Annotated in this window: 8 protein-coding genes; 7 read left to right on the plus strand and 1 reads right to left on the minus strand. The window is 41.3% G+C overall.

The features are described 5' to 3' along the window. Positions 1-2: 2 nt before the first annotated feature. The gene (locus tag CXM95_RS06485; RefSeq protein WP_016613243.1) at positions 3-3,131 is read left to right on the plus strand and encodes an AAA family ATPase; all 3,129 of its coding nucleotides are present in this window, start codon (positions 3-5) and stop codon (positions 3,129-3,131) included. Between the two features lie 16 nt (positions 3,132-3,147). Further along, on the plus strand, positions 3,148-6,312 hold the full coding sequence (locus CXM95_RS06490; RefSeq protein ID WP_086299587.1) for a DEAD/DEAH box helicase: 3,165 nt from the start codon (positions 3,148-3,150) through the stop codon (positions 6,310-6,312). Between the two features lie 46 nt (positions 6,313-6,358). Here the strand turns inward: CXM95_RS06490 and CXM95_RS06495 are convergent, their stop codons facing one another. Continuing rightward, positions 6,359-7,093, minus strand: a complete 735-nt coding sequence (locus tag CXM95_RS06495; protein ID WP_086299586.1) for an HAD family hydrolase — start codon at positions 7,091-7,093, stop codon at positions 6,359-6,361. Between the two features lie 244 nt (positions 7,094-7,337). On the opposite strand from CXM95_RS06495, the gene CXM95_RS06505 reads away from it, so the two are divergent. The 5 genes from CXM95_RS06505 to pepF all read left to right on the plus strand — a co-directional run bounded on the left by CXM95_RS06505 (position 7,338) and on the right by pepF (position 13,957). After that, a complete protein-coding gene (locus CXM95_RS06505) occupies positions 7,338-9,074 on the plus strand; it encodes an ABC transporter ATP-binding protein (RefSeq protein ID WP_005236757.1) in 1,737 nt (578 codons plus the stop codon). A gap of 704 nt (positions 9,075-9,778) precedes the next feature. Further along, entirely contained in the window at positions 9,779-10,177 is a 399-nt protein-coding gene (gene spxA / locus CXM95_RS06515) for a transcriptional regulator SpxA (protein ID WP_003127030.1), read from the plus strand. A gap of 152 nt (positions 10,178-10,329) precedes the next feature. Next, on the plus strand, positions 10,330-10,980 hold the full coding sequence (locus tag CXM95_RS06520; RefSeq protein ID WP_005236753.1) for an adaptor protein MecA: 651 nt from the start codon (positions 10,330-10,332) through the stop codon (positions 10,978-10,980). A gap of 100 nt (positions 10,981-11,080) precedes the next feature. Further along, positions 11,081-12,079: a competence protein CoiA gene (locus CXM95_RS06525; RefSeq protein ID WP_042890434.1), complete on the plus strand. Its 999-nt coding sequence runs from the start codon at positions 11,081-11,083 to the stop codon at positions 12,077-12,079. A 60-nt stretch (positions 12,080-12,139) separates the two neighbouring features. Continuing rightward, positions 12,140-13,957, plus strand: coding sequence for an oligoendopeptidase F (gene pepF / locus CXM95_RS06530; RefSeq protein ID WP_086372733.1), 1,818 nt, complete (start codon positions 12,140-12,142; stop codon positions 13,955-13,957). The last annotated feature ends 37 nt before the right edge of the window (positions 13,958-13,994 follow it).

Genomic DNA, 13,994 nt, shown 5'->3' on the forward strand with positions numbered 1-13,994 from the left:
TCATGCAACCGAAGTCTTTACAAATGAAAAATTTTGGTCCATTCATTGATGAAAAATTGGATTTTAGTCAGCTGCAAGCTGGCGGGTTGTTTTTGATCAGCGGCAAAACTGGTGCAGGAAAAACGACGATTTTCGATGGAATGACGTTTGCCTTGTTCGGTGAAACATCGGGGAATCTGCGCTCAGGCAAAGAAATGCGATCGATGTTTGCTTCACCAACCGAAGAGACCAGCGTCACGTTTACTTTTGAACATCAGCGTTTTACCTACCAGATCCAACGGAAACCGGAACAGACGTTAGCAAAAAAACGTGGTGACGGTGTCACTAACCAAACGGCAAAAGTTCAATTGACGATTTTTGACGCCGATGGCAAAGAGAAAAAGCAGATCAGTAAACGGACAGAAGTTGATGCGTTTATCAAGGATCTGCTGCAGCTGGATGCAAAACAGTTTTTTCAAATCATGATGTTGCCGCAAGGAGAATTTCGTAATTTTCTGATTGCCAGTAGTAACGAGAAAGAACGGGTTTTACGAAATCTATTTGGTACAGAAATGTACCAGCAATTTAATGAATGGCTAAAAGAGCAAGTCAAAGCACAAAGTAGAAAGCTTGAACATCAGCAACTAGTCGCTTCGCAGATCATGGAGCGTTTTGAATGGGAAGAAGTGCAAGAAGTTTTAACGGTTGCGGAATGTCTGACTTTATGGGCGCAAGATTTAGAGAAACAACAGATTCAACTTCAAAAGTTATTGCAGAGAAAAGACCAGGCAACGCAAGAAATGAAAGCTGCGCAAGATGCCTTTTACCGTGCAAAAGAAATCGAAAATGCTCGGATCGAATGGCAAGAACTACAAGAAAAAGCACAACTGTTGAATGCCCAAAAAAACGAGATCGATCAAAAAAAAGCACGATTGACTCAACTTGTGTGGGCGCTTGAACATCAAGAAATCATGCAGCAAAAAGAAGAACGCGTAAATGAAGCGCAGCAAGCAGCACAGCAAATCGACGAAACGAAGCAGCTGTTGCAAGATGTTCAGCGGCAACAAGTAAGCTGGCAAGAACAAAGACCGTTGATCGAAGAGACTAAGAAAAAGCATGAAGCTGCCAATCAAAGAAGCCAACAGATCCAGCAGCAGATTCCATTGGCGCAACGCACAGAAAAGCAGCGAGAAGAAGTGGCACAGCAGGAAAAAGCAGCACAGCAGCAAACGAGCAAATTGACCAAAATTACTCAAGTGCTTGCTAACACCAAAACACAAGAGCAGCAACTGGTAGAAAAAATTGAAACGTTAAGAACATTTCAAACAGAAGCATTAAAACTAGCTGAAACACAATTGCTAATTGAAAAATGGCAGCAAGCAAAGGCACTGGTTCGTGAAGCAGAGCAAAAAACAGGGGAACAACAACAAATTCATTCGGATTTGGTCCTTGAAAAACAGCAACTAGAAACATCTTTGCTAGAGCTGCAAAAAACGCTAAAACAAGAAACCAGTCAAAATGCTCGGATGCAAATTGCGCGGCTTCGTCTTTTATTGGAAGAAAATGAACCTTGTCCCGTGTGTGGATCATTGGATCATCCGAATGCACAGGAGCATACGACCTATCCCATTGAGGACATTCTTGCGAGTGAGCAAAGACTTGAGCAAATGCAAGAAAAATTGACGATAGTCCAACAGCAGGTATCGGCAAATCAAACGCTTCAAGAACAAGCGTTATTGCGGATCAATGAATGGCAAGCGACAAGCGTTTCGGCGGAAAAGCAAGCGGCTGCTGCTTGGAACGACGTTCAGCAGGCATACGCTAGGTTACAGCCTTTCGAAACGCAAGAGAAGCTTACTGAAGAAACGATTGCACAGGAATTAAAAAAACGACAATCTATCAATCAGCAAAAAGCCTCCTCTTACGAAGCAGCGCAAAAAACATATCAGGCAGTAAAGGGGCAATTGACAAAGTTAGATGAATCCTATCAGCAAGTCAGTGAGCAAGCAAAAAAGGCCGAGGAAGCGCGCCAACTTGCGGCAGGAAAATTGGCCTCTTTGCAAGAACAACTTGGTGGTGCTACTTACCAACAACTACAAGCCGATTTAGCGTCAATTCATCTTTTACTAAGGGAATATACGCAACAAATCGAGGCGGATGCCCGGCAAGAAGCACAGATCAAAGAGCAGCAAGCGATCCTTTCAGAGAAGTTGAAGAATGTACAACAATTTTTCGAAGAAAAGCAAGCCGCCAAGGCGAAAGCAGAACAACGGCTGATGCAACGATTGCAAGAAGCAGCGATGACTGAAGAAGCAATGCGGGAATTGATTGCCCAAGCTCCTCAAACAACCCTTCTGACAGAAGAAATCAAAACCTATGAGCAAGAAACGGCGTTTGTTCAACAGCGTCTGATATTGCTAGATACCCAATTAAAAGAGCAGGCGACAATGGATTTAATCCAATTGGAAACGACCTACCTTCAGTTGCAGACTGTGATGGAGAAATTACAGCAAGAAACGGTTCGCAAACAGGAGAAGGTCAACAGCAATCAACGGTTATTTGACGAGTTGCAAGTCATTTATCAGAAAAATGTAGAAGAACTTGCCCAATTAGGCCAACTTCAACAGTTGGCAGAAACCATCAATGGCGAAAACACGAAGAAAACCAGCTTGGAACGGTATGTGTTGCAACAATTTTTGACGGAGATCTTAGAAGTCGCCAATGAACGCTTGTCCCGTTTGACCCGTGGCCGCTATCAATTTGAATTAGCGGATAAAGTTGGTAGCTATCGAAGCTCAACAGGCTTAGAAATTGACATCTATGACGATAATGCCGGTCAAGTCAGAAGAGCACATACACTGTCAGGCGGTGAAAGCTTTATTGCAGCCTTAGCGTTAGCAATCTCTTTAGCAGATGTGATCCAGCAACGAGCTGGCGGGATTGAGATCGAAGCACTTTTCATCGATGAAGGGTTTGGCTCGCTTGATGAAGAATCATTGGAAATGGCGATGGAAGCATTAGAAATGATCGAAAATGAAGGGCGCATGATTGGGATCATCAGTCATGTTCGAGAACTGCGGGCAAGGATCCTGCAGCAAGTTTTCGTAGAAACCAACGGCAGCGGGCAAAGCCGGATCCGAATAAAAGAATAAGGAGAGGAGGGCTCTTATGAAGTGGAGTATTCCAGAAAAAGTAATCGAGCGGGGGAGAACGTATCTTAATGAAGGCCGTGTCCTGTCTGTCACCCCGGATAAAGAAAAAAATGTGTGGCATGCAGAAGTACTCGGAACAGAATTGTATTTAGTTACTTTGGATGCTACTGCCAAAGAAGTGGATTATTGCCAATGTCCCTATTGGGAAGAACATCATTATTGCAAACATACGGTGGCCGTCGAACTCTATTTACGCCAACAAGGAAAAACACGAAAAATCAATGAACAAACCCCCATCAAAAAGGCCTTTTCTGCTTCAGAGATGTTTTCCAATGGTTTTGCTCGCTTAGACAGCGAAAAGGAAGCGAGTAAACCATTACAGATTGAATTTCGGGTAGATACGATTGCGACAAATCCTTATCACCAAGAGATGGATATTTTAGGGGTCTCTTTGAAGGTCGGGCATCGCGGCACGGCCAGGACCTATGTCGTCAAAAACATTTATAAATTTTTACAGATGTATCAAGAGAACAAGCAATATGCGGCCAATAAGCAACAGACCTTTTTGCTTTCTGCGGATGCCTTTGATGAGAAAAATCGAGCTTTATTGAATCGATTGACAGGAATCGCGCAAACCCAACAATTAATGGGGCAAGCGGGCATTCAAATCAATGGCAAACTTGATAAAAAATACTTGCTTCTGCCCGTTGAATTCGGCAAAGAACTGCTATTGCAATTCAATGATGTCTACACGCAAATCACCATTGGTGAAACCAAGGTCAGCCAAGTAGACTTCCAATCGGGGGAACCATTGACGTTTTCAGTTACAAAAGAAACGGATCATTTTCCGCTGCAGTTCGTAAAAGACTTCGACCACTTACTTAGTTATTATAACTGGGGGCTGTTGGACGGAACATTTTATGAATTGACTGTCGAGCAAAAGGAGATCTATGTCACGATGCAGCAGCTGTTTAAACGTTTTGAACAGCCAATCATTGATTATCCAAAAGAAGAGCTGGCGAATCTCTTTATGAAAGTTTTGCCTTATTTGCGAAAAATTGGGCGTGTCCAAGTGGCTCCTGAGGTTCAAAATGACATCGAAGAATCTGAATTGAAAGCAGTTTTCTCCTTGCGGAAAATCAAAGGTCAAGTAGATCTACAAGTTGATTTTACTTATGGAGAAGTCGTTTTTTCAAGTGATGAAAAACATCAATACATGCCAGAAAATCATCCAGAGATTTTACGTGATTTCCAACAAGAAGCACGGATCGAAGCCATTATTGAAACCTTTGGCTATCAAGCCAGCAGCAAAAATTGGCAAAAAAATCTACCACTAGGCGAGCAACTCTATACCTTTTTTACGAGAGAGATCCCGGTCTTGAGACAATTAGGGGAAGTGCGGATCGGCAAGAAGCTGCGGGAACTCTACCTTGATGCCCAGCATCATCGACCAGAAATCGTGATTGAAGAGAATGGTTCTTGGTTGGATATCAAGTTTGATGTTAGCGGCATTCAAGAATCAGAGATCAACGATGTTTTGCGGAGTCTGTTGCAATCTGCGCAATTTTATACCACAGAAAATGGTCAAGTTCTTTCGCTGGAGTCGGAAGAGTTTCAAGAAGCAAGTGCTGCCCTCAAAAAATTACGGCTCTCGTTAGATACGAAAAACGGGGCAATCCAAGTCCCATTGAATCAAGGGCTATTACTGCAAGAACAGTTTGCCGATCAAGCGAGTTTTAGTACAGGTTTTCAGCAAATGACGGAAGATTTGATCCATCCAGAAAACTTTGAGGCACAGTTGCCAGACAACTTGCATGCTGAGTTGCGGCAGTACCAAGAAGTTGGCTTTCGTTGGCTAAAAATGTTGAGCCATTATCAATTTGGCGGTATTCTTGCTGATGAAATGGGGTTAGGGAAGACCGTCCAAACCATTAGCTATTTGCTTTCTGAGAAACAAGAGCATCAAAAATTGAATGCATTGATCGTGGCACCAGCCAGTCTAACATTCAACTGGCAGCAAGAAATCAAACGGTTCGCACCTTCAATTTCAGCGACTGTCATCAGTGGAACGAAAGAAGAGCGAGAAGCGCAGATGGCGCAATCAGCGGATGTCCGAATTACTTCGTATGCAAGCTTGCGTCAGGACATTGATGCCTATCAAGCACTAGAGTTATCGTGTTTGATTTTAGATGAAGCACAGATGGTCAAAAACAGCGCGACCAAAACGGCACAGGCATTGCGATCCTTGGAAGTTCCGCAGCGGTTCGCCCTCAGTGGCACACCGATCGAGAACAATTTAGAAGAATTGTGGTCCTTGTTCCAAATGATTATGCCAGGCTTTTTCCCCAACAAGCAGAAATTTAAGGAACTGTCTACACAAGAAATTGCAAAAATGATCAAACCCTTCATTTTGCGAAGAGATAAAAAATCTGTGTTACATGATTTGCCGCAAAAGCTGGAAACAAATTATTACAGTGTCCTAACAGAGGAACAAAAGAAAATTTATTTGGCGTATTTGCGACAAATGCGAGAAGAAATCGCGCAAATGGATTCTACGTCTTTCCGCAAAAATCGGATCAGTATTTTAGCTGGCTTGACTCGTCTACGGCAAATCTGCTGTGACCCTCGATTATTCGTGGAGGACTACGAAGGGTCTTCTGGGAAACTTGAGCAGGTCAAAGATTTACTCTTAGCAGCCAAAGAAAATGGCCGTCGTGTCCTGCTATTTTCTCAGTTCACCAGTATGCTTTCGATTATTGAAGAAGAATTAGCCCAGGAAGGGTTTGAATCCTTCTATTTGCGTGGCAGCACACCGCCGCAAGATCGTTTGACGATGGTCAATGCTTTTAATAGTGGCGAAAAAGATGTCTTCTTGATCTCATTAAAAGCAGGAGGAACTGGACTAAATCTGACTGGTGCAGATACAGTGATTTTATACGATTTATGGTGGAACCCAGCAGTGGAAGAACAAGCCGCTGGACGAGCCCATCGGATTGGTCAAAAAAATGTAGTCGAAGTCTGGCGAATGATCGCCGAAGGAACCATTGAAGAACGAATGGATGCATTGCAACAAGAAAAACGTGAGCTTTTCCAAAAAGTGATCCAAGGCAATGAAACCCAGCTTCAACAAATGACCGAAGAAGATATTCGCTTAATTTTGAGTATCGGCGAAGAACATTAAGCATTCAAAAAAACATGGACCCGCTTGAAGCGAAGGTCCATGTTTTTTAGTTATAGGCGTATGCAGGAAGCTGCAAGAGGGCGTCAATACTTTCTTGGAGCTGCGAGAAAGCAGTGATCGACACATCGGGCAAATCTTCCAATCCATTAGGCGCCTGACGAAGACGATGATTGAACCACAAGGCTTGCCAACCGGCTTTTTTGCAGCCCACTACATCATTATCAAAGTTGTCACCTACGTACAGTGTTGTTTCTGGATCAAGAGCAAAGGCGGTTTCTGCCAATTGGTAAATTTCTAGCTCTGGTTTCTGATAACCGGTTGCTTGTGAAATGATCATATGCTCTGGTTTGATCCATCGAGTCAGTTGCAACTGATCCAATTTTTTTTGCTGGTGGTCAGTGGGACCGTTGGTAATAATTCCTAGTTTGACTGGCAATGTGGACAAATAGTTCAAAGTTGACTCAACTTCAGGATGCAGTGTGATGGCATCTAGTTCTTGTTCATAACACAGCTGAAACTTACAGCTTTCTTCTATTGTAATAGGTAAGTACCCTAAATCCGTTAATGAATGGGTCAGTCGAAAATAACGAAAATGATCTAGCGTCCATTCATTTGCCAATACCCGTCCAAACTGCTCATCACTGTGCACCCGAAACCGTAAGTAAAGAGCAGTTAAATCTTTGTGGGCTATTTGTGGGAAACATGAGGTTACGGCATTGTGAAATGGTTGTTGCTGGTCATATAAGGTATCATCGACATCAAAAAGAATACTAGTGATCAAAAAAGACACGCCTTTCAGAATTAGTGAAAATTTTCAGTTTGTTTTCGAATCAATCATAAGCCATTATTCCTGTAAAAAAAAGAGGAAAATCCCTGTAAAATAAAGGTTTTATTTACTGTTTTTAGAAATCCGCGTCTTTATAGGTTTTCAAAATTAAAGTGAATTTTACCCATTTTCACATGTTTCTCATTTTGCATTTCTACTGAGAGTTGCTTATAATGATAGCTATTGAGGAGGGGGAAATGTGTTAAAAAGGTTTTTTCGTTATTATCGACCGTATCGGTCACTATTTATGCTAGATTTTACTTGTGCGGTATTTGCTGGTTTATTAGAACTGGCCTTTCCCGTTGCCGTCAACCAAGTAATCGATAAGATCATGCCCCAGAACAACTTTCGCTTGATACTATTGGCTTGCTTAGGCTTGTTCTTGTTTTATGTGATCAATACTGTGTTGCAATATATCGTGGTTTTTTATGGTCATAAACTTGGGGTCAATATTGAGACAGATATGCGTCAAGAACTGTTTCGACATCTGCAGACCCAATCTTTTGAATATTATGACAATCAAAAGACCGGCAAGCTGATCAGTCGCTTGACCACGGATCTCTTTGAAATCTCTGAAGTCGCTCACCATGGGCCAGAAGATGTTTTTATTACCATTATGACTTTGGTGGGGGCATTCCTATTGATGTTGAATATGCACGTTCAATTAGCGGTAGCGACATTTGCGTTGATTCCATTGATTACGATTGCCTTGGTTTTTTTCAATAAGAAAATGACCAAAGTCAATACACAGATCTATGACAACCTCGGTGAGTTCAACGCCGGAGTGGAAGCATCTGTTAGCGGCATTCGAGTGACCCAATCGTTTGCTAATGAAACGTTCGAACATAAACGCTTTGATGGATTGAGCGAAATCTATCGGCAATCGAAGATCCTTTTTTATAAGGTAATGGCGATCAGTTCAGCGTATAATTACTTTCTGATTCGCTTGATCAACTTGTTTGCTCTGATTTTTGGTGCTTACTACGTGATTCGTGGTGAACTGACGAATGGCCAGTTTGTTGGGTTTATTTTATTATCGAATGTCTTTGTTAGACCAATTGAGAAGGTCAATACGATGATTGAAAGCTATCCGAAAGGCATCGCTGGCTTCAAACGATTGACCGAAGAATTGGATAAAGAACCGACGATCAAAGACAAACCAGGGGCACGGGCTGTTCAATCATTAAAAGGGGATATCGTCTACCAAGATGTTTCTTTTTCCTATGCGGATGCGACGAAAGTCTTGAATCACATCGATTTATCGATCAAAGCTGGCGAGACGATCGCCTTCGTCGGGCAAAGTGGCTCAGGGAAAACCACGTTATGCAACTTGTTGCCGCGTTTTTATGAAGTCACTGAAGGCGCCATTACGATTGACGGCATCAATATTCAGGAGATGACCCTGGCTTCTTTACGTCAGCAGATTGGGACTGTGCAGCAAGATGTCTTTCTTTTCCCGGGAACGATTCGAGAAAATATTGCTTATGGCAAACTTGATGCAACAGAAGAAGAGATTTTAAAGGCAGTCAAATTAGCACACTTAGAAAAGGTCATCGATCAAATGACGGATGGGTTAGATACGGTCATCGGTGAACGAGGAGTCAAATTATCCGGTGGTCAAAAGCAGCGGGTAGCGATTGCTCGGATGTTCTTAAAAAACCCGCCGATTTTGATATTAGATGAAGCAACATCAGCGTTGGATACGGAAACCGAGCAAGTGATTCAAGAGTCATTGAATTCTTTGGCAGATGGCCGTACAACCTTGATCATTGCCCATCGCCTCGCAACGATCAAACATGCGACACGCATCATTGTCGTTAGTGATAAAGGCATCTTAGAAGAGGGGACCCATGAAGATTTGATGGCGAAAAAGGGACATTATCGCGCATTGCATGATGCGCAATTCGCTCGTGATGGAGAACCTTCTCTCCCTTAGAAGAAAGAAATGAACGATCAATCCAAGAAAACACTAGTCTTTTTATACTTTGTCAGGAAAAAGCATAAAAGACGGGTTTCTTAGGTTGATCGTTTTTCACTAAATTTTTGTGAGAAACCCTTTTCATTTATAAGCAGATATTCATTTCTCCTACTGTTTTATTGTCGATTATGACAGAAATGCTTGTATGGTTTTCTGATTAAAAAGGAATGTGATACAATGGAATCAAGAATGAAGACATTGGTTGAGAATCTTCTCTGGAAAAAATAACATATATTTTTATTGTAGCCCTGTCGTTTCCAAGGCAACAAGGGATCGTGAAATTTTTCCTTTGAAAACGATTGAGCCATGGACTTGGTTTTTTTCTCCATTTTTTTGATTACACATGTAATTACAGAGGGGAAATTAAAAAACGCGGGATTCAACTAAAAGAGTATTTTAATATTCTGACATCTTTTTGATACACCTTTGACACACTGTTGTATAAAAGAAGTAATATTAAAAAAAATTTGATTTTTCTCATTTAAAAATAAACTTTTTGAGTGAAACCTTTTGCCTAAAAGGTTTCGCTTTTAATATAACTTTCGAGTTTTATTAAAAAATATGAGATTTAGACTAGATTTTTTTTAGTTAAACCTGTATAATTGAAATCAAGCGAGGGAACAGGACTTGCTTGATTGAAAATTAAAAAGGAGAGATGCACGTTGTTGACACTATACACTTCCCCAAGTTGCACATCTTGTCGCAAAGCTCGTGCGTGGTTACAAGAGCACGAAATCCCTTTTGTTGAAAGAAATATTTTTTCAGAACCGTTAAATATTTCTGAGCTTAAGGCAATTCTACAAATGACAGAAGATGGCACAGAAGAAATTATTTCCACCAGATCCAAAGTATTTCAAAAGTTGAATATGGATCTAGATGACCTGCCCCTAAAAGATTTATTGACACTTGTTCAAGAAAATCCAGGATTATTGCGTCGGCCAATTATGATCGATGAAAAACGATTGCAAGTTGGGTTTAACGAAGATGAAATTCGTCGGTTCTTACCTAGGGATGTTCGCCAACTGGAACTAAGACAAGCGCAATTAATGGCAGGCTTATAAATTTGACTTCATCGACTCGCTTTCTCGTAGAAAGTGAGTCTTTTTTTGAGTTTTTACGTTTTTCTTAAGAGGATATTCGTTTTCTCTTTACTTTTTATCAGGTTTCGATACAATGAACCTATAGTGAGTAGCAAAAGTGAGGTGTAGCTAATATGGAAATGGAACATATCAATGAGAACACCATTCGTGTATTGATCAAAAGTGAAGACTTAGCTGCGAGAGGCATCACTTTTCTTGACCTTCTAGGAAATCACAATGAAATTGAAAACTTCTTTTACAGTATTCTTGAAGAAGTTGATATTGACGAAGAATTTAAAGGCAGTGAAGCTGTAACTTTCCAAGTCTTGCCTAAAGGCGATGGGTTAGAATTGTTTATTAGCAAAAATCTTCCACCAGAAGGAATGGAAAATTTTGATGAGATGAACGATGAAGCGAATGAAGACATTACCGATATGTTGAAAAAACATGTGGCGGCTCAATTACAAGAGTCAGAGCAAGCAGAAGAAATCGGCAATCGTTTTGTATTCGAGTTGTTGCGATTCGAAGATATGATTCAATTGGCATCCGAAGTATATTTGGATTCCGTTGCAACCAATCTTTACCAAATGGGCAATCATTATTATATTGAAATTCGATTTATGGATGCAGATATTACTGATATTGAAGTGGAAAATGCACTTTCTTATTTGATGGAATTTGCCCAAAGGACTTCAGTGACGCCCGAAGTTTTATCAGAATACGGTGAGTTGATCATGGAAAACGATGCACTTGAATTGACTCGTTTCTATTTTAAGAATGATTAATGAATGAAAATCATTTCCAGCCAAGGACATTTTGACAATGTTTTTGGCTTTTTTAATTGTGTTTGACGAATCTGGCGTACCTCTTATTGAGGTGAGCCAGATGTTGAAAGCGTTGAACCAAAGAAAAGAAGTCATCCTAGCGAAAGGGGCAAAGAAATCCTCGGGCCCTTTTTATTGCCCAGGCTGTCAGAAAGAAGTGATTTTGAGGCAAGGACTTAAGCGACAGTCCCACTTTGCCCATCAAGCCACCACTGATTGTCAGACATACAGTGAAGGGGAGACGAAGGAGCACTTGGAAGCAAAACAACTTTTGTTTGAATGGTATCAAGAGATGGATATTGAACTTGAAGCCTACTTGCCGCAACTTCAGCAGCGACCTGATCTCTGTTACAAAAATATTGCCGTTGAAGTCCAGTGTTCTTCACTCAAGTTTTCACGATTTCTGGAACGAACCAGCACTTATTTAGCAAATGGTTATCAGCCTTGGTGGATCCTAGGGACCAAAATGTATCCGAAACGCCATTGGTCGCTTTTGGCAAAAGCCTGCTGTACTTATCAGTCTACTGGCTTTTGCTTGTGGCTCATTGATACGCGAAATCAGGCATTGGTGCGGCTGCACCAAATCAAATGGCACTATCAAGAAGGGGTAATCAGTCGACGAAGCGCTATACAAAAAGGGGAGCCATACAGGAAAGAGACACTTCGACCTTTGTACGAAGCAGATGAATCAGATACCCACCATTCTATTGAATGGGTAGCGGTCGATTATCGTTTGTGGGTGATTCGAAAACTGCGAAACAGACTGCCTAAAATCAGAGAGATTCAAGAAATAGTATACCCGTTGAATGGGAATGTCTCACAGTTGCCTCTTTGGTGCTATTGTGAAAGTCGGTTTGGCTTTTTATTTGAACACCACATACTGATTTTTCGCTTTCTCTATTTAAGTGAATGTCCCATTAGTTTTGAACAGTGGTTGATTCAGTTGAGGAAGCTGCATTGGCAATGGTGCTTTCCTTTGCTTGATCAAAGAGAAATATTGAGAGAAATCTTTCAAGAATGCCAATATTTAGAAAATTCGGTTTCTTTTTCAAGCCAATGATTTGGTTTCGTTGAAAAGTGTGATAAGATATTTTTAACCAATGAACAAGGAGTGAAGGGAATGTCAGAAACAAAACAATTACCAGCACGTGAATCGATTCCAGTCGAAAAAACGTGGGACTTAACGAAAATCTATGCCGATGATGCGGCTTTTGACATAGAATTTCAAGAAATCCAAGCACAGCTTAAAGAAGCTAGCAGTTACCAAGGCACTTTAGCAGATGGGCCACAAGCCTTCCTATCCGCTTTAGAATTTGTCTTAGATCTTTCTCGCCGTTTAGAGAAACTGTATGTTTACAGTCATTTGAAAAATGATCAAGATACCGCTAATACGACTTATCAAGGCTTATATGCGAAAGCCAGCAGTTTAGTTGCGCAAGTAAGTGAAGCCGTTGCTTGGTTTGATCCCGAATTATTGACGATGTCCGATGAAACGATTTGGGGCTATTTCGATCAAGAACCGAAACTAGCTGTTTATCGTCATATGATCGAAAAAACTATTAACGAGCGGCCCCATGTTTTGCCTGCCGATCAAGAAGCGCTATTGGCCGGAGCAGGCGAAATTTTTGGAGCATCCGGCAACATTTTTTCTGTTTTAAACAATGCTGATTTGGATTTTCCAGTAGTTGAAGACGAAAACGGGGAAAAAGTACAGCTATCTCATGGTGTATACGGTGAGTTGATGGAAAGCACGGATCGGTCTGTTCGGGAAGCGGCCTTTAAAGGTCTCTATGGCGTTTATGAGCAATTCCGCAATACCTTTGCCCAAACCTTAAGTACGAATATCAAAGCCCACAACTTTAAAGCCAAAGCCCGTAAATACGACTCGGCACGCCAAGCCGCTTTGAGTGCCAATCATATTCCTGAAAGTGTCTATGATACCTTAGTGGACGTCGTTAATCAGCATTTGCCATTATTACACCGATATATGGCATTAAGAAAACGCCTGTTGGCTGTCGACACGCTTCATATGTATGATGTGTACACGCCGATTTTAGGGGAAGCACCGATTCGCTATACCTATGAAGAAGCAGTCGAAAAAGCGAAAGAAGCGCTAAAACCATTAGGGGAAGAGTATCTAGCTGTAGTTGAAGAAGCCTTCAGCAATCGGTGGATCGATGTCGTTGAAAACAAAGGCAAACGCAGTGGTGCCTATTCTTCAGGTGCTTATGACACACTGCCTTATATCTTAATGAACTGGAATGATCGATTGGATCAACTCTTTACCCTCGTTCATGAAATGGGACACAGTGTGCATAGTTACTTCACACGGAATAACCAGCCTTATGCCTATGGGGATTACTCGATCTTCTTAGCAGAAATCGCTTCAACCACGAATGAAAATATTTTAACGGAATACATGCTTCGGACTGAGACTGATCCGCGGGTCAAAGCCTATGTCTTGAATCATTTTCTTGATGGATTCAAAGGAACGATTTTCCGTCAAACGCAATTTGCCGAGTTTGAACACTTCATGCACGTGGAAGATGCGAAAGGAACGCCGTTGACCAGTGAATTCTTAAGCGAGAACTATGCCGAGTTAAATGCAAAATACTACGGACCATCAGTTGAAAAAGATCCGGAGATTCGTCTTGAATGGTCACGCATTCCGCATTTCTATTACAATTACTATGTTTACCAATATTCAACTGGTTTTTCGGCAGCTTCTGCTTTGGCGAAGAAAATCTTAGCTGGCGAACCGGATGCCTTAACTAACTATTTGAACTATTTGAAAGCCGGACGTAGTGATTATCCAATCGAAGTCATGAAAAAAGCAGGCGTAGATATGACGAAAGCAGATTATATTGAAGATGCAATGAAAGTATTTGAGCAACGCTTGAATGAATTGGAAGAACTCGTAAAAGAAATCGAAGCATAATTGAAAAGAGTACAAACCAGTCCGAAAAGGATTGGTT

Origin of the sequence: Enterococcus sp. CR-Ec1, assembly GCF_002850555.1 — a bacterium.
GTDB classification, from domain to species: domain Bacteria; phylum Bacillota; class Bacilli; order Lactobacillales; family Enterococcaceae; genus Enterococcus_D; species Enterococcus_D entomosocium.

Coding starts and splice junctions, on each gene's coding strand:
- CXM95_RS06485 (WP_016613243.1), top strand. CDS start 3: ATGCAACCGAAGTCTTTACAAATGAAAAATTTTGGTCCATTCATTGAT.
- CXM95_RS06490 (WP_086299587.1), top strand. CDS start 3,148: ATGAAGTGGAGTATTCCAGAAAAAGTAATCGAGCGGGGGAGAACGTAT.
- CXM95_RS06520 (WP_005236753.1), top strand. CDS start 10,330: ATGGAAATGGAACATATCAATGAGAACACCATTCGTGTATTGATCAAA.
- CXM95_RS06525 (WP_042890434.1), top strand. CDS start 11,081: ATGTTGAAAGCGTTGAACCAAAGAAAAGAAGTCATCCTAGCGAAAGGG.
- pepF (WP_086372733.1), top strand. CDS start 12,140: ATGTCAGAAACAAAACAATTACCAGCACGTGAATCGATTCCAGTCGAA.